At 60.3% G+C, this 23,944-nt stretch carries 17 protein-coding genes; 7 read left to right on the forward strand and 10 right to left on the reverse strand.

What is annotated here, in order from left to right:
* The first annotated feature begins 345 nt into the window (after positions 1-345).
* The 5 genes from CXF97_RS00140 (at position 346) to CXF97_RS00160 (ending at position 10,597) form a co-directional block, all read left to right on the forward strand.
* Positions 346-3,927: a toxin VasX gene (locus tag CXF97_RS00140; RefSeq protein WP_371918357.1), complete on the forward strand. Its 3,582-nt coding sequence runs from the start codon at positions 346-348 to the stop codon at positions 3,925-3,927.
* Positions 3,928-4,393: 466 nt separating this feature from the next.
* A complete protein-coding gene (locus tag CXF97_RS28330) occupies positions 4,394-5,044 on the forward strand; it encodes a hypothetical protein (protein ID WP_256589652.1) in 651 nt (216 codons plus the stop codon).
* A gap of 77 nt (positions 5,045-5,121) precedes the next feature.
* Positions 5,122-6,366, forward strand: coding sequence for an exonuclease SbcCD subunit D C-terminal domain-containing protein (locus CXF97_RS00150; RefSeq protein WP_101155051.1), 1,245 nt, complete (start codon positions 5,122-5,124; stop codon positions 6,364-6,366).
* Positions 6,363-10,004 (forward strand): AAA family ATPase, encoded by a 3,642-nt coding sequence (locus CXF97_RS00155; RefSeq protein WP_101155053.1) that lies wholly within the window; start codon positions 6,363-6,365, stop codon positions 10,002-10,004. The genes CXF97_RS00150 and CXF97_RS00155 overlap by 4 nt, the downstream gene beginning before the upstream one ends.
* Positions 10,001-10,597, forward strand: a complete 597-nt coding sequence (locus tag CXF97_RS00160; RefSeq protein ID WP_101155055.1) for a glutathione S-transferase — start codon at positions 10,001-10,003, stop codon at positions 10,595-10,597. The genes CXF97_RS00155 and CXF97_RS00160 overlap by 4 nt, the downstream gene beginning before the upstream one ends.
* 123 nt (positions 10,598-10,720) lie before the next feature.
* Here the strand turns inward: CXF97_RS00160 and CXF97_RS00165 are convergent, their stop codons facing one another.
* The 8 genes from CXF97_RS00165 to CXF97_RS00205 all read right to left on the reverse strand — a co-directional run bounded on the left by CXF97_RS00165 (position 10,721) and on the right by CXF97_RS00205 (position 17,392).
* Complete coding sequence (locus CXF97_RS00165) at positions 10,721-10,978, reverse strand: hypothetical protein (RefSeq protein WP_039763921.1); 258 nt, start codon at positions 10,976-10,978, stop codon at positions 10,721-10,723.
* Entirely contained in the window at positions 10,975-11,187 is a 213-nt protein-coding gene (locus CXF97_RS00170; protein ID WP_101155057.1) for a hypothetical protein, read from the reverse strand. The genes CXF97_RS00165 and CXF97_RS00170 overlap by 4 nt, the downstream gene beginning before the upstream one ends.
* Before the next feature lie 257 nt (positions 11,188-11,444).
* Entirely contained in the window at positions 11,445-11,624 is a 180-nt protein-coding gene (locus tag CXF97_RS00180) for a hypothetical protein (protein WP_016775003.1), read from the reverse strand.
* A gap of 156 nt (positions 11,625-11,780) precedes the next feature.
* Positions 11,781-12,956 carry a lactonase family protein gene (locus tag CXF97_RS00185; RefSeq protein WP_101155059.1) on the reverse strand — a complete coding sequence of 392 codons (1,176 nt, stop codon included), beginning with the start codon at positions 12,954-12,956 and terminating at the stop codon, positions 11,781-11,783.
* Entirely contained in the window at positions 12,943-13,254 is a 312-nt protein-coding gene (locus tag CXF97_RS00190) for a DUF5629 family protein (protein WP_101155061.1), read from the reverse strand. Before CXF97_RS00190 ends, CXF97_RS00185 begins: the two co-directional genes overlap by 14 nt.
* 163 nt (positions 13,255-13,417) lie before the next feature.
* Complete coding sequence (locus CXF97_RS00195; protein WP_101155063.1) at positions 13,418-14,998, reverse strand: aldehyde dehydrogenase (NADP(+)); 1,581 nt, start codon at positions 14,996-14,998, stop codon at positions 13,418-13,420.
* A gap of 9 nt (positions 14,999-15,007) precedes the next feature.
* Entirely contained in the window at positions 15,008-16,000 is a 993-nt protein-coding gene (gene araD1 / locus CXF97_RS00200; RefSeq protein WP_101155065.1) for an AraD1 family protein, read from the reverse strand.
* Between the two features lie 69 nt (positions 16,001-16,069).
* The gene (locus CXF97_RS00205) at positions 16,070-17,392 is read right to left on the reverse strand and encodes an MFS transporter (RefSeq protein WP_101155067.1); all 1,323 of its coding nucleotides are present in this window, start codon (positions 17,390-17,392) and stop codon (positions 16,070-16,072) included.
* Between the two features lie 192 nt (positions 17,393-17,584).
* On the opposite strand from CXF97_RS00205, the gene CXF97_RS00210 reads away from it, so the two are divergent.
* Together CXF97_RS00210 and CXF97_RS00215 are read left to right on the forward strand one after the other, a co-directional pair.
* Positions 17,585-19,321 (forward strand): IlvD/Edd family dehydratase, encoded by a 1,737-nt coding sequence (locus tag CXF97_RS00210; RefSeq protein WP_101155069.1) that lies wholly within the window; start codon positions 17,585-17,587, stop codon positions 19,319-19,321.
* A gap of 222 nt (positions 19,322-19,543) precedes the next feature.
* A complete protein-coding gene (locus tag CXF97_RS00215; RefSeq protein WP_024013185.1) occupies positions 19,544-20,263 on the forward strand; it encodes a FadR/GntR family transcriptional regulator in 720 nt (239 codons plus the stop codon).
* Between the two features lie 183 nt (positions 20,264-20,446).
* On the opposite strand, the gene CXF97_RS00220 is transcribed toward CXF97_RS00215, so the two are convergent.
* Positions 20,447-22,831 carry an RND family transporter gene (locus tag CXF97_RS00220; RefSeq protein ID WP_101155071.1) on the reverse strand — a complete coding sequence of 795 codons (2,385 nt, stop codon included), beginning with the start codon at positions 22,829-22,831 and terminating at the stop codon, positions 20,447-20,449.
* Positions 22,828-23,871: a YCF48-related protein gene (locus CXF97_RS00225; RefSeq protein WP_101155073.1), complete on the reverse strand. Its 1,044-nt coding sequence runs from the start codon at positions 23,869-23,871 to the stop codon at positions 22,828-22,830. The genes CXF97_RS00220 and CXF97_RS00225 overlap by 4 nt, the downstream gene beginning before the upstream one ends.
* Positions 23,872-23,944: the final 73 nt, after the last annotated feature.

Consider the following 23,944-nt stretch of genomic DNA (forward strand, 5'->3'; position numbering starts at 1 on the left):
TGCAAAAGCGCATCAGTCGGCATGATATTAGGTGGCCGCTATTTTGGCATCAATCAATGGAGTGATTGAACAATCGGTTTCGATAAGCGGTACAGCTCCTATCCTCGGGCAATGCGCCTGTTAAAGGCTCTGTTTGCCCTGCGTCGGTTTGCGAGCGCGGGTACGCCTTCAGGGTTACTCACGATTCATCCGAAGCACTCTCTGTAAGATTTCGGACGATCCCTTGTAGGTTTCATCCCGAGTGTTCGATTCCTACGCAAAACACAGAAAGATCTGACTGCTGTCGTTTTACAGATCCACGCACATTTCTCTGTCACAAACAGACACAGGGAAATGTGCTCAATGATGCACCCCGCCGACCTTGCGGCAGCCGCCGCGTCCAAAGCCCCGATCATCGGCCCCGCCGCCTGCCCCTTGCGCAACACCCACGTGCAACTGCTGCCCCTCGCGTACGGCCTGGTGGAAAAACCCTTCGACCCCAGCACCGAACTCACGCTGCCGTACACCCTGACCGCGCGCCCGATGGGCATCCGCCGCCTGCGCGATGGTTGGCTGTACATCGTCGACAGCCTCAGCGGCGAGCTCTATGAATACCGCGTGCTTGAAGGCGTGATCAGCGCATTGCTGCATCGCGGCAAAAGCGTCAGCGAGGATCAGCGCAGCGCCATTGAAGAACGTCCGGCGTTGATCTTTTCGCGCAAAAGCACCCTGTACGTGACCTTCGCCGACGTGCCGTTGAGCGCGGCGAAATGCCAGCAGGTGCTGGACAGCGCGGAGGAACGTGAGCACTTCATGCAGGCGGTCGATCTCGGCCCGGTCCATTGCCTGGTCGGCGGCGAACATCTGCTCACCGTGGCCCAGGCCAAACAGTGGCTGGCGGAAGTGGACTGCACGGCGAAACCGGTGGTCGAAGCGGACGCCACGCGGATGCCGGTGGTGCAGGTCAGCGACGCGCCGGAGCACGAGCGTGAACCTTATCTGTGGGAGAATCCGCGACGTTTTCGCGAGGCGCATATCGGCGAATTTCTCGGCCGGGTGCGCGGGCCATATCAGGACGACACGCTGTTTCTGCTGGTCAACGACGACCTCGGGGTGATGCGCGACCTGGCTGATTATCAGGACCTGGTGGTCGGCTGGATCGAGCAGTGGAGCAACACCGACAACAACGAGCGCGACTATCTGCTGGCCAGTTACATCGAGTCGCTGAGCCAGCTCGGCGCTCAGGATTTCGACACCCTGGCCAAGGCCAGCGAGGATCCGCGCGCTCAGGCATTGTTTGCTGAGCTTGAGCAGTTGCCCGAGCCGGATCGGGAAAATTCCCGGCAGGCGCTGCTCGACTATCTGAACAAAGGTGGTGAGGTTGTCCCGACCGATACTCAGGCTCGACCTGAACTGCAGCAACAGCGCGAAAAGGCACTGGACCAGTCGCTGGCGCTGAACCGTTTCGACGGCGTCGCGCCTGATTTCACCGCACATGCTCGCGCCACCGCCGAGGCGGACCGACGCTTTTACACCCGCGAATATTTTGCTGAAGTGGCCCCGGCCGATTTCGTCGAGCGCCACCTGAGTACCTTGGTCGATCTGGGCAAGGATCAGAACCGGCGGATGAACGACTTGCTCGACGGCCCGCTGCTGAGCGGCAAGCGCGGCATCAACGACCTGATCGACCGCCCGGCCATGGACGAGGTGCTCAACAGTCATCGCGACAATCTCGGACGCTGGAATCGCCTGCTCGAACGCATCACCGCCGATCGCGCGCAACTGCTGTGCGCCGGGCGTTTCCATCGTTCGGCGTGGTATTTCGATGGGCAAGTGCAGATCGATCAGGCGTTCGCCAGCGAATACGCCTGCCTCAAGGACATCGGCCGCAGCGACGCGGCCAATGAGCAAATGCTCGGTTACCTCGAACAACACCCGCAACTGACCCGCCCGCTGTTCTACACCTTGCCGCTGCGCCTGCAGACCGAACATGCCGGGCAATATTCAACGCTGTTCAATGCCGGCATGGCGATGTTCAACAACCTGCCGGACTGGCTGGCCAAGTTGCAGAGCATCGAGCAGCCGCAGCTGCCAGCACTGGACGACCTGCCCGCACACAGTCGCGTCTTGGCGGACGCGGTGCAAGACACCTACAGCCCGGCGCTGAACCTCGGCCTGAGCCGGGCGCTGGAAGGCTTTGATCTTGCCGGGGAGAAAATCCCCGACCTCGACGAACTGTTCCAGCGCCTGCCCAAAGCGCTGCGCCTACGCGTGCTCGACGCCGCGCGAACCAGCGGCGTGACCTTCACCGTGTCCACCCCGGCGGAACAATCGGCGCTGCAAACCAGCATCAAGGAAGTGCTGCGCGAACGCGACTACCTGAAAACCCTCAACCGCGAGCGCAACCAGCTCACCCACAACAAAAACCGCCAGGGCCACAAAACCGCCCGGGCGATGGAATTGCAGCAGGAATTCGTCCGCGTGCGCACGCAATTGGCGCTGTTCGAAGGCCGCCTTGCGGCAGCGTTAAGCCCGATTGACGAACTGCCGGATCGCTCGGCCCGACTGTATGGCGCCACCCCGGCGAAAGCGGGATTGACGGTGGTGTTTCCGCCGGCGCAGCAAGGGGAATTGCGCGGGTTGCTGGAGAATATTCGCGCGGGGGTGGCGGGGGTTTCGAAGGCGAGTCTGGTGCGGACGGAGGGGATGGGGTTGTTGGTGGTGTTGGTGCAGGTGGTGAATTTGGCAGCCGTTTTCCATGAGTTACGTAGGCAAACAGCGAATAAAAGGGTGTGGGGGCCTTTCGCCAATGCGCTCGCTGCTACGGGGGCTGCTGGATTCACTGCAGGGCAAAGCCTCGCCAATACTGCGTTGCAGGCTCGTAGCGATGCGCTGATTGCCAGGGTTCGGCACGAGGCATTGCAAAGCGTACACATACAAATGGGCAAGTTGCACATCGGACTGGGCTTTCTTACCTACGGTCTTGGGTTGGTAACCTCAGCAGTCAATCTCGCAAAACAACTCGAAAATTGGCAACAGTCAATTCGCAGTGGTAATCCGTCGGCACAGAGGGCCGCCGCGCTCGCAGTTTTAGGCGCAAGTGGAATGACGTCGGCTAATGCCTATGGTCTGGGACAAACTTTGTCTGCAAGCTACACGGTACTCACTGCATCAAACAGCGCTGCGAGAACAGCTGCATGGGCCGCCGCCGGAACCCGTCTCTCTACAGTCTTTTTCCGCTTTAATCTTGCCGGCGCGTTGTTCACCTTGCTTGAGTTGAGCGGGGCCTGGCTGTTCAACCGCTACAACATCAGTGCTCATGACAAATGGTTACGGATCACACCATGGGGTAGAGATGCCGAGATGCGTGGCGATCATACACTTCACGACTATCAAAGTTATTTAACCTTTCTGATCAATGCTCCCTATGTTCAGATCGGTTCGAACCAGGACGTGTCATGGTTGAGAAAACTGTTGCTCACACCCAAACCCGGCGATATCCATCTAGTCATACCCAGCCTGACACTAAGTGAATTGCTGCCACCCTTTGGCGGAAAATCCAAGCACCGTTTAGGTATAGGAGCGCATCGTATTTCCGTTCCGCTGCATAGCCGAGGAGTGCCACGGGAAAAGCGAGAAGTTATCAGCGACGAGATTTTAGCCAGTCTAAGTATCGCTAAGTCTGATTCCGATGGATTAGTGCTGTGTCTTAAGTATCCAGTCAATCTCGATTCTGAATACACGCCCGCGAAAGAAACCCTTGAGTTGGCAGTTTGCATTGAGTCAACGAATGAAAAAGGTGAGGGGATATCGCGAACTCGTATCATTCAACTTGATCCACGGGGAAAGGGCCACTTTCCGGTAGTAGGAGCCCAGCAAATAAAAACGAAACCACCAATACTGCTGGTCGAAGTCCAGTTTCTTGAGCGGGCTGACCATGCAGATTAAACCCCACAAGCCGATTAACACGACGATCTGTGAGCAAGCCAGAAAAGCTGGAAGCATCGAACCATTTTCGAGTGGAAAAATCACTTATCTCGCACCACTTCCATTACCAACTTCCATACCCCCCTATGGGCCTCATATAGGCGAACTCAGTCAGGTCTACATGGATCTTGGCACAGGCTCACCACAGATATTTTCTTGGCAGATGACCTTGGGCGGTCCTTTCAGTCTTGCTTTCTGGTTCGTCTGTCTGACACCTGTGGCAGGAGGCATTCTTGGGCTGGCGTCCGGAGACGGGTGGGAAAGTTGGACCTACGTACAAGAGATTTTTCGAGAGTCCATAATACTTGGCTTAGAGGTTTTATTTCTCACTCTAACAATCAGTCTAGGCGTCTGGCACCACCACCACAAAAAACGCCTCTCCCTCATCCCAACCCGCTTCAACCGCCAACGCCGCGAAGTCTGCTTCATGCCCGAAGGGGCGTCCGAACCAGTCTTCGTTCCATGGGAATCGCTCAGCGCGTGGATCATCGAAGCCAAGGGCGTCACCCAGTTCGGCGTCCATCGCCAATACGGCATGGGCATCGGTTTTCGCCACGGCGAAACCCTCACCAGCCTCGAATTCCAATGCGCCGGCCTGCAGCTTGCGATCAGCCACTGGGAGGCGATCCGAGGCTACATGGAGTACGAGGTCAACGACCTCAAATCGATCCAGGATTTGCAGGACCTGCAAGGCCCGGACGACCCACCCCACGAAGGCCTGCATACATTCCACAATGCCCGCGCGCGGATGCATCAGGAGATCCATGAAGGCCGCCGCTCGCGGTTGTCGGGGTTCTTCTGGTACCTGTATCACGTCATGACGTTATGGACGATTCCCAACCGTCTGCTCGAATGGGAAATTCGTCGGCTGGAAAGAATCGGCAAGCAGGCGCTGCCGGAAGTCATGCGCGACTGGTCCGAGCCATTGCCGAAAGAGCAATGGGCCAAGCCCAGTGAAGAGTTGTTGCGACTGAGTGAACAAGTGCGGCAAATGCACAAGCGCTACCCGCATCGGCCGATTACCGAAATATTCGCCGCTGTCGATGCAAGCAGACACACGACAAGGCAAGGGGCGTGATTTGCCAGTAAACTCCCCTCCTCTCGCCGCCCTTTGTTCCTCGCGGCCACCCTCTTGATCAAAATGCGGAGTCCACCTTGCGTCTGTTCCACACCTCCGACTGGCACCTTGGGCAAAACCTGCACGGCCAGGAGCGCGATTACGAGCACGCGTGTTTTCTCGAATGGCTGCTGCGCCAGTTGCACCTGGCGCAGCCGGATGTGCTGCTGATTGCCGGCGATATCTTCGATACGGTCAATCCGCCGGTCAAAGCTCAGGAACGCCTCTACGACTTCATCGTCAGCGCTCACGAACAGCAGCCGTTGCTGACCATCGTCATGATCGCCGGCAACCATGATTCCGGCTCGCGGATCGAGCTGCCGGCGCCGTTGATGCGGCGTTTGCGCACTCACGCGTTGGGTCGGGTCTTGTGGCTTGATGACGGGCAACTGGATGCCGAACGGCTCCTGCTGCCGTTGCCGGATAAAACCGGTGAAATCGCCGCATGGTGTCTGGCGCTGCCGTTTTTGCGCCCGGCGGAAGTCACTGGCGCGCAACTGGGCGACAACTATCTGCGCGGCATCGGTCAGGTGCATGAATGGCTGATCGCGGCGGCCAACGCCAAGCGCCAGCCCGGGCAGGCGCTGATCGCTATCAGCCACGCGCACATGGCCGGGGGTTCGGTGTCGGAGGATTCCGAGCGCAGCCTGATCATCGGCAATGCCGAAGCCCTGCCCGCCAGCCTGTTCGGCGAAAGCATCAGCTACGTCGCCCTCGGCCATCTGCACAAGCCGCAGATGGTCAACGGTGAGGAGCGCATTCGCTACAGCGGCTCGCCGATTCCGCTGTCATTTTCGGAGATCGGTTATCAGCACCAGATTCTCGATGTGGTCCTGGACGGTGAAACCCTGGTCAGCGTCGAGCCGAAGCTGATCCCGCGCTCGGTCAATCTGCAGCGCATCGGCCCGGCGCCGCTGGCCGAGATTCTGTTGCAACTGGCTGACCTGCCGAACATCGATCTGCTCGCCGAAACCCAGCGCCAGCCATGGCTCGAAGTGCGCGTGCGCCTCGATGAGCCGCAGCCGGATCTGCGCCATCAAGTGGAAACCGCACTGCAAGGCAAAGCCGTGCGCCTGGTGCGCATCGCTGCTGAATACGCCGGCAATCGCGGCGTCGATGGCAGCGATGACGGCACCGCGTTGATCGAACTCGACCAGCTCACCCCGCAGGAATTGTTCAGCCGCGCCTGGCTCGACAATTACGGCAGCGAGGTCGACGACCAGACGCTCAAGGACTTCGCCGAACTGCTGCAAGACGTGCAACTGGAGGGCGAGCAGCCATGAAAATTCTCGCCATTCGTTTGAAGAACCTGGCCTCGCTGGCCGGGCCGTTCGAGATCGACTTCACCGCCGAACCGCTGGCCAGCGCCGGTCTGTTCGCAATCACCGGCCCGACCGGCGCGGGCAAAAGCACCCTGCTCGATGCGTTGTGCCTTGCGCTGTTTGGCGCGGTGCCGCGCCTCAACAATACTGGCCGCGACGCCAAAGTCCCCGACGCCGATGGTGAAATCGCCACCGGCGACCCTCGTACGCTGTTGCGTCGTGGCACCGGCGAAGGCTATGCCGAAGTGGATTTCGTCGGCGTCGATGGCCGCCGCTATCGGGCGCGCTGGGAAGCCAATCGCGCGCGCGAGAAGGCTGGCGGCAAGCTGCAGGCCAGTCGGCAGAGCCTGCGCGACATCGATCAGGATCAACTGCTCGCCAGCCAGAAAGGCGAATACAAAACCCAGCTGGAAGCCGCGCTGGGCCTTAACTTTGAACAGTTCACCCGCGCCGTGCTGTTGGCGCAGAGTGAGTTCAGCGCGTTCCTCAAGGCTGACGATAACGATCGCAGTGAACTGCTGGAAAAACTCACCGACACCGCGCTGTATACGCGCCTCGGCCGCCGCGCCTTCGACAAGACCAAAGAGGCCCGCGAAGCGCACAAGTTGCTGCAGGATCAGGCGACCGGTGTGACGCCGCTGGCGCCGGAAGCCCGCGCCGAACTGGACGAACGCTTCAACACTGCGCAGCAACAGATGAAAGCGCAACAGGCGCAGCTCAAACAGCTTGAGCAACAGCATGCCTGGCTGAAGGATTTGCGTCTGTTGCAGCAAGCGCAGCAAGCGGCCAGCGAACAACTGCAAACCGCGCAACAGCAATGGCAGGCACTGGCCGGCGAGCGGGTGAAACTGACGCGTCTGGAACAGCTTGGCCCGCAACGTCATCAGTTCGCGCGCAAGGCCGAGCTCGATGCGCTGCTGACGCCACTGGCGGCGCAGATTGCCGCACACACCCAACAACACGCAGCGCTGGACGAGCGGCAGACGCAACTGGCGCATGACCTCGACGCAGCGAAAGTCGCCCTGAGCGCAGCGCAACAATGGCAGAGCGAAAATGCGCCGTTGCTGCGTCAGGCATTCGAAGAGCAAAGCACCCTCGCCCGTCTGATCAAGGACACCGCCAGCAGCGCCGAAGCCCGGCAAGCGGCCGAGCAAGCGTTCAAGGATGGCCAGAACACGATTCAGGCTTTTCAGGAAAAGCAGACTGAAGTCGCCGAGCGTTTGCAGCGCATCGCCGCTGAGCTTGAGCAGCGTGCGCATCTGGCGCCCTTGAGCGATGCCTGGAGCGCCTATCGCGACCGTTTGCAACAGTTGATGCTGATCGGCAACCGCTTGAACAAGGGGCAGAGCGAACTGGCGTCCCTCGAGCAGAACGCCGCGCACAGCGCTGAGCAACTGGCCTCGCACAAACAGCAACTGGATGTGCTGTTCAAAGAGGCTGGCGCCGAGCCCGATGCGGTAGCCGAACAGATCGGCCTGCTCGGCACCTTGCTGCAGAACAACCACAAACAGCTGCGCGCAATCGAAGACCTGTCGCGCCTGTGGGCCTCTCGTCAGGATCTCGACAAGCGCAGCGCCGAGTTGCAACAACGCCAGCTCGACGCGCAGCAGCAACGCGAACGCCTGACCCAGGACGGTGTGAAAACCAAAGCCGAACTGACCGTCGCCGAGCAAACCCTCAACGTCACTCGCGAACTGCTTGAGCGGCAGCGGCTGGCGCGCAGTGCCAGTGTCGAAGAGTTGCGTGCACAGCTGCAGGACGCTCAGCCATGCCCGGTCTGCGGCAGCAACGAGCACCCGTATCATCAGCCCGAAGCGCTGCTGCAAAGCCTTGGCCGTCACGATGAAAGCGAACAGGCCAACGCCCAGCAAGTGGTCGATCAGCTCAAGGAAAAACTGATCGAACTGCGCGGCGAAGTCGGCGGCGTGATCGCGCAACAGAAAGAGCTGCTCCAGCAACAGGAACAACTCGCGGCGCAGCAACAAGCCCTGGCGCCGAGCCTGGAGGCGCATCCGCTGGCCGCGCAACTGTTCAATCAGGACGCCGACAAACGCGACGCTTGGCTTAGCCGCCAGACCGAGCAGTTGAACCAGAGCATCACTCAGGACGAACAGCGGCAAAGCGCCCTGCTCACCTTGCAGCAGGACGCGGCGCGTCTGTCGCAACAATTGCGTCAGGCCGAGGTTGCGCATCAGCAAGCGGCGCAACAGCTGAGTCATCAGCAGCATGAGCTCAACAGTGACCGTCAGCGCCTTGAAGAGGAACTCAGCGCGTTCGGCCCGCTGCTGCCCGCTGACACGCTCGAAGCCATGCGCCTGGAGCCGGCGGCAACGTTCATGCAACTGGATCGGCAGATCGCCGAGCGCTTGGCCCAGCTCGAGCAGCAAAAGGAAGAGCTGAGCGAACAGCAGCAACGCCAGCAAACGCTGGAGAAAGAGCAGGATCGCCAGCAGCTGCGCACTCAGCAACTGCACAGCGCCGAGCAGCAATTCACGGCGTTGACCGAGCAACAGCAAAACTGTCAGGAAAAACTCGCGCAGTTACTGGGCGAGCACAGCAGCGCCGAGCATTGGCAGCAGCAACTGGAACACGCGGTGGAACAGGCGCGCAGTGCCGAAACCAGCACCGCTGAGGAGCTGCAAAGCGTGCGCACACAGCTTGTGCAAATCGCTGCAGAACTCAAATCGCAGCAGGAACGCCTGCAAGCACTGCAAGCTGAAGACCAGGCACTCGCCGACAAGATCGCCGAGTGGCGCGCCAGCCATCCGGAGCTGGATGACGGCGGCCTCGAAGACTTGCTGCGCTTCGATGACGCGCAAGTCGCCGAACTGCGTCAAACCCTTCAGCACAACGAAAAAGCCATCGAACAGGCCCAGGTCTTGTTGCAGGAGCGCGATCAGCGGCTGCTCGATCACCAGACCCGGCAGGACGGCAATCCTGACGCCGAACAGCTCGACAGCGCCCTCGCCGAATTGCAAAACCAGTTCACCGTCAGCGAACAGCAGTGCGCCGAACTGCGCGCCGAACAAGTGGAGGACCAGCGCCGGCAGAACGCCAATCAGGCATTGGCGCAGCAAATCGCCGACGCCTACGCCGAGTACCAGCGCTGGGCGCGGCTCAGTGCCTTGATCGGCTCGGCCACCGGCGACACCTTCCGCAAGATCGCCCAGGCCTACAACCTCGACCTGCTGGTACATCACGCCAACGCGCAGCTGCGCCAACTGGTCAAACGCTATCGCCTCAAACGCGGCGGCAGCATGCTCGGCCTGCTGGTGATGGACACGGAAATGGGCGACGAACTGCGCTCGGTGCATTCGTTGTCGGGCGGTGAGACGTTCCTGGTCTCGCTGGCGTTGGCGCTGGGTCTGGCGTCGATGGCGTCGAGCACGCTGAAAATCGAATCGCTGTTTATCGATGAAGGCTTTGGCAGCCTCGATCCGGAATCACTGCAGCTGGCTATGGACGCGCTCGATGGCTTGCAGGCGCAGGGGCGCAAGGTGGCGGTGATTTCCCATGTGCAGGAAATGCACGAACGGATCCCGGTGCAGATTCAGGTGCGGCGCCAGGGCAATGGCTTGAGCACGCTGGAGGTGAAATGAACACGCTGTATTCGTTCCGACGCTGCCCCTACGCGATGCGTGCGCGAATGGCGCTGCGTTATGCGGGCGTGCCGCTGGAGATTGTCGAGGTCAGCCTGAAGGACAAACCGGCAGATATGCTGGCGCTCTCGCCCAAGGGCACGGTGCCGGTGCTGAATGCCGATGGCGTGGTGATTGATGAAAGTCTGCAGATCATGCGCTGGGCGTTGGCGCAGAACGATCCGGATGACTGGTTGCTGGCAGGCAACTCATTCGCCGCACTGTGGATGGAGAAACTGATTGAAGGTAATGATCAGATTTTCAAATCGGCTTTGAATCGCTACAAGTACGCAGAGCGATACCCTGAGCAGCCGATGGAAGCTTATCGGGCTGAAGGTGCGTTGTTTCTGCAGAAACTGGATGAACTGCTTGCAAGTCGTGACTACTTGCTGGCCGATCATCCGAGCCTCGCCGACATCGCCCTGCTGCCCTTTGTGCGGCAGTTCGCTCACGTCGATCGCGAGTGGTTTGCGCAGACGCCTTATGTCCGCTTGCAGGTGTGGTTGGAGCGCTTGCTCGAATCCGAGCTGTTCACCTCAATCATGAAAAAATAACCCTCTGTCCCTTTGATCGTTCCCACGCTCCGCGTGGGAATGCAGCCGGGGACGCTCTGCGTCCCATTGGAACGCGGAGCGTCCCTTGAGGCATTCCCACGCAGAGCGTGGTAACGATCTTCGTCAGGCCAGGGCGTTACACATGCCCAGTGCCATGCAATCCACCTCAAACGGCCCCAAAAAATCCACCGCGACCTTGACGGGTGGATTACCCGCCATCAGCCCCAGCGTGTTGGCGCGTTCAATGTTGTGCGCGATGTTGTGGTTGGCCTCTATGGCCCGGGCCAAACCGCCCACCGAGCCCTGGCCAAACCCCAAGAGTGAGGCGCCGTTGGTCATCAGCGCGAGGCTGGCGATGACCCAGAGTCTGTAGCCTTTCATGCGCCGCCGACTCCTGCCAGTTCAGACCTGTCGACCATCGCGCTTTGCGAGCGCAGTTCGAACTGGATGCCAGGGTGGGCAACGTCGATCGGGGCGTCGAAGCTGTGTTCCATCTGCGCGCCGATGCTGACGAACAGCACCACGGCCAGGTACAGACCGATGGCCAGGTAGGCGCCGCGTTTGGCGGAAGTGAGGATTGCGCTGGCCATGGTGTTCTCCGTGGGCAAAGGTTTCGATGGCCACAGAATCAGTCAAAAAAGCCGGGGCAACCACTCAGGGTTTGCAATGGTGGATATCAGCTTCGTTGATTATTTACCGGCTCTATTCCTTCGCTTGAAGAAACCTATAACCGAATGCCACGCACACGCGTAGGAGCTGCCGAAGGCTGCGATCTCTTGATTTTGCTTTTGAAAAACAAGATCAAGAGATCGCAGCCTTCGGCAGCTCCTACAAGGAGACGAGCATTTCAAGCTTGGGTTTTGTGATCCAGCGCGGCGTAGAAGTTGGCGCTTTGTTGCAGGTATTTCTGGGTGTAGCTCTGGGTGTGGGATTTTTTGCTGGCGATTTCGACGTTGGCGCCGGCTGGCAATACCACGGTGGCAGAAATGGCGGAAGCGGCGATGACTGAGAAGAGATTGAAGTTCATGGCGGTAACCCTCGTGTTCGTTTGCTTGGTTTGCCCGGTCGGGCTGTGAAACAAACGTACCGCTCGAGGGTTACTCGCTTGAAATCTTTTGTAGCATTAGCCGATATCAGTGCAATTAATACACCGATGCAGGCCCCATGAACCGGGGCCTGCGGCTTATTGTCGCACTAGAAACTTCAAGTCGCTTGGCGCGTCGATCGGCAGTTTTTGCACGGTTTTGCCCAGCAGACCGGTCTTGGCATCGCGCTCGACGACGACAATCTGGTTGCTCTTCTGGTTAGCGATCAAGACGAATTTACCGCTCGGATCGAGGGCAAACTCGCGCGGGTGATCACCCTCGACCGAGCGCTTTTGCAGCTCTTTGAGCTGACCGGTCGCCGGATCAATGCCGAACACTACGAGCTGATTGGCCGTGCCGCGATTACTCACGTACAGAAACTTGCCGTCAGCCGAGGCATGCAGCGCCGCGCCGGCCTTGTCGGAGGTTGGCTGGCCCGCTGCCAGATCGACCAGTTGCGTCTGGGTCAGCACGCCGTCATTGTAGTCGAACACCGCGACCTGTGCGCTCATTTCCATGGTCAGCCAGGCATGTTTGCCGTCAGCGCTGAACAGTAGATGACGTGGGCCACTGCCGGCTGGCATAGACACGGAGGCGGTTTTGGCCGGGGTCAACGGCAAGTGGGGGTTGGCCTTCGGGTCGTATTGGTAAATGAAAACCTTGTCCGCGCCCAGGTCATTGGAGAACACATAGCGCCCGTCCGGCGACGACACCGTCGAGTGCACGTGATTCGAGGCCTGACGCTCAGCGTTGACCCGACTGGCCGGATGCCCGCTCATCTGCACTACCGGTTTCAGCTGGCCGTCGGCATCGACCGGCAATACCGCCAGGGTGCCGCCTGGATCTTCCATTACCGAGTAGTTACTGACGAACAGGTGTTTGGCATCAGCGCTGAGGCTGGAATGGGTAGGCTCGTTGCCCAGGCTCTGCACTTGGTTGATCAGGCTCAGGGCATGGGTTTTCGGGTCGATAGCGTAGCTGCTGACACGGCCGACCGGATCAGTCTGGCCCGGGCCGTTTTCGTTGACCACGAACAGGCGTTTCTGATCTTTCGAAAGGGTCAGCCACGACGGGTTTTCAGTCTTGACCACCTGCAGCGGCTTGGCGTCGATCTGGCCGGTGGCGCTGTCGAACTGCATGCGGTAGATGCCCTGGCTGGAACCGGCAGTGTAGGAGCCGACCAGCAACTGGAGGGTTTCGGCAGAGGCGCTGGAAAGCCCCATCGCACCGACGCTGCCGGCCATCAGCAATGGCCAGAAGTTACGCATTTTCATCAGTTTCTTCCTCATCGTCGCTGCTGCTGACCACATCGCCGAGACACACCAGACGATGCTCGCCCGTGGTCTTGGTGTCGCTGGCGTAACCGACGACCAGCCAGCTCTGCAGCGTCTCATCGAACGTCGCTGCCGCGACCTGCGCCGGGGTGAATTCCCAGTGCTTGGCTTCACGGCCATCAATGCATTCGATGTGCAGGTTATCGTCCTCGTCGAGGGCGAATTCGAAGGCGTGCAGGCCGTCGATTTCGACCATACCGCAGTGTTCGAGGGCGTTGAGAAGGGTTTGGGCAGTCATGGCAAACAGTCTTTCTTTGGGGGGAAAGGGCCAATGATAGCTCATGGCGCCCTGCCCCTTGTGTAGGAGCTGCCGAAGGCTGCGATCTTTTGATTTTGCTTTTAACAACAAGATCAAAAGATCGCAGCCTTCGGCAGCTCCTACACAGGGATTGCGGTGCTGGCTAGATCGCCTCACGCGATGGCTTGCCATCCACCAAACGCTGAATCCGCAGCGGGTTGGCGTTTTTCAGCGGTTCGGGCAGCAAGCTGTCCGGGTAGTTCTGGAAGCACACCGGGCGCAGGAAGCGATCGATCGCCAGCGTGCCCACCGACGTGCCACGGGCATCGGATGTCGCCGGGTATGGCCCGCCGTGCACCATCGAATCGCACACTTCGACACCGGTCGGATAACCGTTGAGCAGAATACGCCCGACCTTCTGTTCCAGCAGCGGCGTCAGTTCGGCGAACTGCTCGAAGTCAGCCGGCTCACCGATGATCGTCGCGGTCAATTGACCGTGCAGGCCGTGCAGCGCTGCGCTCAGTTGTGCCTGATCGGCCACTTCGACGATCACTGTGGTCGGGCCGAACACTTCTTCCTGCAGCACTTCGTCACCGTTGATCAACAGGCTGACATCGGCCCTGAACAACTGCGGCTGCGCCTGATTGCCCTGCTGCGGATTACCGGCCAGATGCTGGATGCCGCTGTGCGCCAGAAGTTTTTCCAGGCCTTTGCCATAGCTGCCGAGGGTGCCGGCGTTGAGCATGGTTTGCGCCGGTTGATCACCGATTGCAGCAGCAACTTGTTGGACAAACGCGCTGAACTGCGGCGAGCGGATACCGATCACCAGACCCGGGTTGGTGCAGAATTGACCGCAACCCTGCACCACCGAGGCGGTGAGATCGCGCGCGACGGTTTCCGAACGCGTGGCGAGTGCCTGCGGCAGAACAATCACCGGGTTGATGCTCGACATCTCGGCGAACACCGGGATCGGTTGCGGACGTGCGGCAGCCATGTCGCACAGCGCGCGACCGCCCTTCAGCGAGCCGGTGAAACCAACCGCCTGAATTGCCGGATGCTTGACCAGCCATTCACCGACGCCGCCCCCGTAGATCATGTTGAACACGCCGGCGGGCATGGCGGTTTTTTCCGCCGCACGAATGATCGCGTCGGCGACCAGCTCAGCGGTGGCCATATGGCCGCTGTGGGCCTTGAACACTACCGGGCAACCGGCGGCCAGCGCTGCTGCGGTATCGCCACCGGCAGTGGAGAACGCCAGCGGGAAGTTGCTCGCGCCAAACACCGCGACCGGGCCGAGGCCGATGCGGTACTGACGCAGATCGGGCCGTGGCAATGGCTGGCGATCCGGCAATGCCAGATCGATGCGCGCGCCGTAGAAATCACCGCGACGCAGGACTTTGGCGAACAGGCGCATCTGGCCGCTGGTGCGTCCGCGCTCGCCCTGAATGCGACCGGCCGGCAGTGCGGTTTCGCGGCAGACTACGGCGACGAAATCGTCGCCAAGCGCATCAAGCTCATCCGCGACCGCGTCGAGAAATTGCGCGCGGCGTTCGGCGCTGAGGCTGCGATACGTTGGGTAAGCCGCAGCGGCGGCTTTGGCGGCGGCGTCGACTTCTTCGGCCGTGGCCTGCATGAAATCGTGCGGCAGCGCCTCGCCGCTACTGGCGTCGACTGAGTGCAATTTGACGGTGCCGGCGGCGCTGCGCTGACCGCCGATGTAGTTGTGACCGAGAATCTGAGTCATGGGATCTCCTTAAAGGGTGCCAATGCTGTCCGGTTCAAAAGCCGCTTTGACCGGTGCGATGCCGTTGACCAGCGGAGCGCCGAAGTCGGCTTGGCTGATCTCGAACGTGTCGCCCGGCTGGGTGCGGATGCCGTCGGCAAACGACAGGGTCGCGGTGCCGAAAAAATGGATGTGCACGTCGCCCGGACGCAGGAACTGACTGTATTTGAAGTGGTGGTATTCGAGGTTCGCCAGGCTGTGGCACATGTTGGCCTCGCCGCTGAGAAACTCGTTCTGCCAGAGCACTTCGCCGTCACGCAGGATTCGGCTGGTGCCGGCAAGGTGTTGAGGCAATTCACCGGTGCGAAGTTCCGGACCATAACTGCAACTGCGCAATTTGGAGTGCGCCAGGTACAGGTAATTCTTGCGCTCCATGACGTGGTCGGAGAACTCGTTGCCCACCGCGAAACCGAGGCGATAGGGCTTGCCGTCGTTGCCAATGACGTACAGGCCGGCCATCTCCGGCTCTTCGCCGGCGTCTTCGGCAAACGGCGGCAGCGGGAACGGCTGCCCCGGACGCACGACGATGCTACCGTCGCCCTTGTAGAACCACTCCGGTTGCACACCGGCCTGCCCCGCCGCCGGTTTGCCGCCCTCCACGCCCCATTTGAAAATGCGCATGGTGTCGGTCATTGCCGCTTCATCGCCGGCCTGCTGGTGCATCTTGTCGCGGGCCGAAGCGCTGCCCAGGTGAGTCAGGCCGGTACCGCTGACCAGCATGTGCGCCGGGTCCGGGTGATCGAGTGGCGGCAGGATGCGCAGGTCTTTGAGCAATTGTGCGTAGTCGTGATCGGCGCCGAGCCCGAGGCGCTGCACTTGCTGCTCAAGCGAGCCGCCGGCTTCGATTGCGGCCAGGGCCAGATCGCGGACACTGCGGGCGTCCTGCACTTCGCGAACCTGACCGTTGTCGACCATGCCGACACGGCGCTCGCCGTTGGGTAATTCAAATTGCACCAGATGCATATGTCCTCTCCTTTAAGCACAAACTTGAAAATGACGCGGGCCCACATAGGTTTTGTGGAGTCCTGCAGTTCAGGTGCGGGTCGCGCCACGGGCACTCGCGGCGAACTGGTCGACGGGCAACACGTGTTTGCGTTCCAGCACGCGGTAGACGATGCCGGTCAGAATCAGCCCGAAGACCATCACGCCCGAAAGGAAGTACAGCCCCGAAGCCAGATTGCCGGTGTACTCCTTCAACGCGCCAATCACGAACGGGCCGATGTAACCGCCCAGGTTGCCGACCGAGTTGATCAAGGCAATCCCCGCCGCCGCACTGGCACCGGCAAAGAAGCGCCCGGGCAAAGTCCAGAACACCGCCGTGCACGAAAACAACGCGAACGCCACCAGACACAGCGCCGCCAGTTGCGCTACCGGCAAGGACAGCCAGGCACTGAGGAACAAGCCGATTGCGCCGAGCACATAAAGGACGGCGAGATGGCCGTAGCGATCATTCAAGCGGTCGGAACTGCGCGGAATGATCAGCAGGCCGATGATGCCGAAAATGTATGGCACCGAAGAAACGAACCCGGTCACCAGGTCGCTGCCACCGAACTGTTTGATCAGCGTCGGCAGCCACAGGCCGAGGCCGTAAATGCTCAGGGTCACTGGCAGATAGAACAGCGCCAGCAGCAACACGCGCTTGTCCTTCAGAGCGTGCAACGGATTGCCGTGACGGGTCTGGCCGTACTCCTGCAGATCCTTTTTCAGCTCGCCGGTCAGCCAGTCCTTTTCCGTCTGATCCATCCACTTCACCTGCTGCGGGCCGTCTGGCAGCCAGCGCAGCACCGGCCAGGTCAGCAGGATCGCCGGGGTGCCGATGACAATAAACAGCCACTGCCAGCCGTGCAGGCCAAGGATGCCGTCCATGCCGAGCAAACCGCCGGACACGGGTCCGGTGATCATCATCGCGATCGGTTGCGACAGGATGAACAGACCGAGGATCTTGCCGCGATGGCGCACCGGGAACCATTGGGTGATGTAGTACAGCACGCCTGGGAAGAAGCCCGCTTCGGCCGCGCCGAGCAGAAAGCGCATCACATAGAAGCTGTGCGGCCCTTGCACAAAGGCCATGCCGATGGTGATTGCGCCCCAAGTGATCATGATCCGCGCGAACCAGCGCCGCGCGCCGAAGCGTTCGAGCATCAGGTTGCTGGGAATTTCGAGCAGGAAGTAACCAATGAAGAACAGCCCGGCACCCAGGCCATAGGCCGCGTCGCCAATGCCGATGTCGGCGCCCATGTGCAGCTTGGCGAAGCCAACGGCGGAGCGATCCACATAGGCGATCAGGTACAGCAGGATCAGGAAGGGAATCAGTTTCAGTGTGATGCGCCGGATAAGCCGCAATTCCTGGCTCATGAGATCGGTCTCCGATTGTTGTTTTTATAGAACCTCGGGGGACGCCTCTCGCTAAAACAGCCAGGGCCATCCCTCCGTCGAAAACGACTATATAGTAATACTAATTACCCAACAACACTTCCAAAGCGCGGATTTTGAGCTTAGATTAAGCGTCAGCTCGCAAACAATAGTCTTACAATAAGAGAAACGATCATGTCTGATAAGAAACCCACCCTGCGCTCCGCCCAATGGTTTGGCACGGCCGACAAGAACGGCTTCATGTACCGCAGCTGGATGAAGAATCAGGGCATCGCCGACCACCAGTTCCACGGCAAGCCGATCATCGGCATCTGCAACACCTGGTCCGAGCTGACCCCGTGCAACGCGCACTTCCGCCAGATCGCCGAGCACGTCAAACGCGGGGTGATCGAGGCCGGTGGTTTTCCGGTGGAGTTTCCGGTGTTCTCCAATGGCGAATCGAACCTGCGCCCGACCGCCATGCTCACCCGCAACCTGGCGAGCATGGACGTTGAGGAAGCGATTCGCGGCAACCCGATCGACGGCGTGGTGCTGCTCACCGGTTGCGATAAAACCACCCCGGCGTTGCTGATGGGCGCGGCCAGTTGCGACGTGCCGGCCATCGTGGTCACTGGCGGGCCGATGCTCAACGGCAAGCACAAGGGCAAGGACATCGGTTCTGGCACCGTGGTCTGGCAGCTCAGCGAACAGGTCAAGGCCGGCACCATCACCATCGACGATTTCCTCGCGGCCGAAGGCGGCATGTCGCGCTCGGCGGGCACCTGCAACACCATGGGCACCGCCTCGACCATGGCCTGCATGGCCGAAGCACTGGGCACTTCCCTGCCCCATAACGCAGCGATCCCAGCGGTGGATGCGCGCCGTTACGTGCTGGCGCACATGTCTGGCATGCGTGCGGTGGAAATGGTGCGTGAAGACCTGAAACTGTCGAAGATCCTCACCAAGGAAGCTTTCGAAAACGCCATCCGCGTCAACGCCGCCATCGGTGGTTCGACCAACGCCGTAATTCACTTGAAAGCCATTGCCGGGCGCATCGGCGTCGAACTCGATCTGGACGACTGGACGCGCATCGGTCGCGGCATGCCGACCATCGTCGACCTGCAGCCGTCCGGGCGCTTCCTGATGGAAGAGTTTTATTACGCCGGTGGTTTGCCTGCGGTGCTGCGTCGCCTCGGTGAGGCCAATCTGATTCCCAATCCGAATGCCTTGACGGTCAACGGCAAATCTATCGGCGAGAACACCAAGGACGCGCCGATCTACGGCGAAGACCAAGTGATCCGCACGCTCGACAACCCGATCCGCGCCGACGGCGGTATCTGCGTACTGCGCGGCAACCTCGCGCCACTCGGTGCGGTGCTCAAACCCTCTGCCGCCACTGCTGAACTGATGCAGCATCGCGGTCGCGCCGTGGTGTTCGAGAACTTCGACATGTACAAGGCGCGGATCAACGATCCGGAACTGGACGTCGATAAGGATTCGATTCTGGTGATGAAAAACTGCGGGCCGAAGGGTTATCCGGGCATGGCCGAGGTCGGCAACATGGGCCTGCCGGCCAAGCTGCTGGCCCAGGGTGTGACCGACATGGTGCGCATTTCTGACGCACGCATGAGCGGCACCGCGTACGGCACGGTGGTTTTGCACGTTGCGCCGGAAGCGGCAGCGGGCGGGCCTTTGGCGGCAGTAAAGGAAGGCGACTGGATCGAACTCGATTGCGCCAGCGGCCGTTTGCATCTGGACATTCCGGACGTGGAACTGGCCGCTCGCATGGCCGATCTGCAAGCGCCGCAGCAATTGCTGGTGGGTGGCTATCGTCAGTTGTACATCGACCACGTACTGCAAGCGGATCAGGGTTGCGACTTTGACTTCCTCGTCGGTTGCCGTGGTGCCGAGGTTCCGCGTCACTCTCATTAAGAGCAAAAGATCGCAGCCTGCGGCAGCTCCTACACGGGAATGCAAATCCGTGTGGGAGCGGGCTTGCTCGCGAAGGCGGCGGCACATTCAACAGTAATGTTGTTTGACTCACCGCTTTCGCGAGCAAGCCCGCTCCCACAGTTGTTCTATACCCGACTCAAGATTGTCCGGTGCCTGCTATGATGCGCGGCATCTCCATCGCTCAGGATCGTGCCGCTCCCCATGGATTACCGCAAACCCTCCGACCGTAAAAGCATGCATTCGCGCATCGTCCAGGAACTGGGCATGCAGATCGTCTCCGGACGCTTTTTGCCCGACGACAAACTGCCCGCCGAAGCCCTGCTGTGCGAGGAGTACGCGGTCAGTCGGCCGGTGTTGCGCGAGGCCACGCGAGTGTTGGTGGCCAAGGGTCTGGTGTATTCCAAACCGCGCGTGGGCACAGTGGTCAAGGCCCGGCGCGAATGGCACATGCTCGACCCGGACGTGCTGCACTGGCTGATGCAGAGCAGCCCACAGAATGAATTCTTCAACGTGCTGACCAGCGTGCGCAGCATCATCGAACCCGCCGCCGCCGCCCTCGCCGCTCAGCATGCGACCGATGCCGACATCGCTGCGATCAACGAAGCCTACCAACGCATGGAAGCCGCACCGACGCCGGAAGCCTTGTTGCAGCCGGACCTGGATTTCCACAGCCGCATTGCCGATGCGACGCACAATGACCTGCTGGCGAACCTGTGCAACATGCTGGCGGTGGCGATTGCCGAGGCGTTGAAGCATTCCAATCAGCGACCGAATCTGCATGAGCTGGCGTTGCCGCGGCACAAGGCAATTTTGACCGCCATCGAGAACCGTGATGCCTTGGGTGCCCGGCATGCGACGTTGGTGCAGCTGGATGATGCGCGCAGTGCATTGAGTGTGGTGCTGGGCGCCGAGCTTTCCTGACACAGCGAAAATTCCCTGTGGGAGCGGGCTTGCTCGCGAATGCGGTGTGTCAGTCAAAGCATTCTTTACTGACCCACTGCATTCGCGAGCAAGCCCGCTCCCACATTTGGACTGAGTGAAATTCAAAAGATAAAAAAGCCGCAACCCCATAAGGTTGCGGCTTTGTCGTTTCAGCCTGTCAGATCAGTGGGCAAACAACGAATTGCCCTTCTGCCCCGCCAGCTTCTCAGGTTTGATCAGGAACTTCGCCAGCGCTGGCAGCAGCCACAGCGCGCCGAACATGTTCCACAGCAGCATGAAGGTCAGCATCAGGCCCATGTCAGCCTGGAACTTGATCGCCGAGAAGATCCAGGTGCACACGCCGATCGCCAGACACAGGCCGGTGAACAGCACCGCTTTACCGGTGGACTTCAGCGTCTGGTAATAGGCTTCCTGCAACGGCAGCCCGGCACGCAGGAAACTTTCCAGACGGCTGTAGATGTAGATGCCGTAGTCCACGCCGATCCCCACACCCAGCGCCACCACCGGCAAGGTCGCAACCTTCACGCCGATGCCCATGAACGCCATCAGCGCGTTGCCGAGCACCGAGGTCAGCACCAGCGGCAGGACGATGCACAGGGTCGCTGCCCATGAGCGGAAGGTGATCATGCACATCACTGCCACGCAGATGTACACCAGAATCAGGATGGTCAACTCAGCCTGTTTGATGACTTCGTTGGTCGCCGCTTCAATCCCGGCATTACCGGCGGCGAGGATGAATTCGAGGCCGTCCTTGTTGTTTTCCTTGGCGAATTCCTGCACCGCTTGCACCGCACGGTCGAGGGTCTCGGCCTTGTGGTCATTGAGGAAAATCAGCACCGGCGCCAGCGAGCAGCTGTTGTTGTACAGGCCGTCTGCGCGGGCGATCGAGTTGTTCAGCACGTCCGGGTTGCGCGACAGGGTTTCCCATTTCAGGTTGCCCTCGTTCATGCCCTTGATCATCTGCTTGGACACGGTCACCAGCGAGATCGCTGACTGCACGCCCTCAGTGTTCTGCATCTTCCACATCAACTGATCGATCGGTGCCATGGCTTCATAGCGCGAGCAGCCCTCGGCCTTGGTCTTGACCATCACCACCAGCACGTCGGAGCTGGTCGAGTAATTGCTGATGATGAAGTTGTTGTCCTTGTTGTAGCGCGAGTCCGGTCGCAGTTCCGGCGCGCCCTGGTCGAGATCGCCAATTTTCAGGTTCTGGCTGTACCAGAGGCCACCGCCGAAAGCGATCAGCGCCAGCACCACCGAGACGCGTGCGACTTTCGGATTGGCGAAGTTCGACAGCAGGCGCCAGAACGGATGTTCGCGGTTCGCGTCTTTCTTGCTCTTGGCAATCGCACGCTTGCTGATGCCGACATAGGAAATCGCCACCGGCAGCAGAATCAGGTTGGTAAACACGATGACCGCCACACCGATGGACGCACCGATGGCCAGTTCACGGATCACACCGATGTCGATGATCAGCAGCGTGATGAAGCCCACCGCATCGGCCAGAATCGCGATCATCCCCGGCAGGAACAATTGCCGGAAGGTGCGCCGTGCTGCGGTCAGCGCGTTATCCGCCTCGCTGGATTGCAGGGCAATACCGTTGATCTTTTGCACACCATGGGAAATGCCGATGGCGAAAATCAGGAACGGCACCAGCATCGAATACGGGTCGAGCCCGAAGCCGAAGAAGTGCATCAAACCGAGCTGCCAGACCACCGCCACCAAGGTCGTACTCAACACTGCAATGGTGCTGCGCACGCAGTTGGTGAACCACAGCAGCAGGATAAGGGTGATGACGAAGGCGACGCCGAAGAACAGCACCACCATCACCAGGCCGTCGATCAGGTCACCTACTTTCTTGGCGAAGCCGACAATGTGGATCTTGATATTGGGATTCTGCGCTTCGAACTTGTTGCGGATCTTGTCTTCGAGCTCATGGGAAAACTGGCGATAGTCCAGCGCCAGCAGCTTGCCTTGGTCCTGCGGGTCCGGGTAGGCCTCCAGCAGCGGTATGTCGACGATGCTCGACTTGAAATCGTTGGCCACCAGACGCCCGACCTGGCCGGACTTGAGCACGTTGTTGCGCAGCAGATCGAGGCTGTCCTGGGAGCCGTTGTAGCTCTGCGGGATCACTTCACCCCCGGCGAAACCCTCTTCGGTCACTTCGGTCCAGCGCACGCTAGGGCTCCACAGCGACTTCAGCCCGGAGCGGTCGACGCCGGAAATGTAGAACACCTCGTCGTTGATCTGGCGCAGGGTCTCCATGTACTCCTTGGAGAAGATGTCGCCGTCGGTGGCTTCCACCGAAATACGCACGGTGTTGCCGAGGTTCGCCAGATCGTTGCGGTGCTCCATCATCTTTTCGATGAAGGGATGCTGCAGCGGGATCATTTTTTCGAAACTGGTCGACGGCCGGATCAGCGTCGCCTGCCAGAACAGGAAGATGCTCACCACCAGGCAGATCAGAATCACGGCCGGGCGGTTGTTGAAAATCAGGCGTTCGAGGAACGTCGCCTTTTCCTGCTGAGGAGTGATCAAGGAAGTCATAGCCCCGCCTTCTTGTTATTGGTCTCGGCACCGTTTGGCTGGGTGATGTGCAATCCACCCTGCCCGGTCAGAATCAGGTTGCCATTGCCGGCGGCGGTGACCGACGACAGCGAAATGCGATCCGGACGGTTGAACACGCTGAAGGTTTCGCCGTTGTCACTGCTGCTGATCACCGAGCCGCCGTTGCCGACGATGACGATCGAGCCATCTTCCAGCAGCGTGCCGCCGGACAGGCCGAACTCCAGCGCACCGCGCGCGGCTTTGAGCTCGACCTGCTCCCAGTTGCTGCCGAAATCGGTGGAGCGGTAGAGGTTGCCGCGCAAGCCGTAAGCCAGCAGGGTCTGCGGTTGCGCCGTGCCGATAACGCCAAACAGCGAACCTTCGTATGGGCCTTCGAGTTTCTCCCAGGTCTGACCGTCATCGGCGGAGCGGAACATGCTGCCGGACTCACCGACGATGAACAGCCCGGCGTCTTTCACGGCAGCAATGGCGTTGAGGTGGAACTGGTCTTCGTTATCGAGGCGGTCGCTGACGTCTTGCCAGTCTTTGCCGCCGTCGGTAGTTTCCAGCAGCGTGCCATAGGCGCCCACGGCAAAGCCGCTGCTGGCGTCCTTGAACCAGACGTCGAGCAGCGGCGATTCACGTTTGAGGTCTTCGAATTGTTTGCTCCAGGTCAGACCGCCGTCTGTGCTGGCGAGAACCTGTGCATCGTGGCCAACGGCCCAGCCGTTTTTGTGGTCGACGAAATACACGGCGGTGAGCAGTTGTCGGGTTGGCACCTTGGCCTGGGTCCAGGTCTTGCCCTGGTCATCGGAATAGACGATGTGCCCACGATCGCCGACCGCGACCAGACGCGCGCCGGCATGGACCACGTCAAGAATCAGGCTTTTTGCGGCCTTGGCCGATTCGGTGGCATAGACCACGTCAGCCGGGGCCTCGGCGGCAATCACAGGTGCCGATAACGTGGCAAAGCCCAGCAGCGAGAGTGCTGTGGCCAGCAACGCGGTGTTGCGTAACGCCGGCGGGCGGCAACGACTCATAGACCTTCCCCTATTTATTATTGTTGGGCCATCGGGCCTTCAAGGGCGCCGCAAGAGTACCCGGCTGCTGGCA

The sequence above is a fragment of the Pseudomonas sp. Choline-02u-1 genome, from assembly GCF_002836515.1.
In the GTDB taxonomy this organism is placed as follows: Bacteria; Pseudomonadota; Gammaproteobacteria; order Pseudomonadales; family Pseudomonadaceae; genus Aquipseudomonas.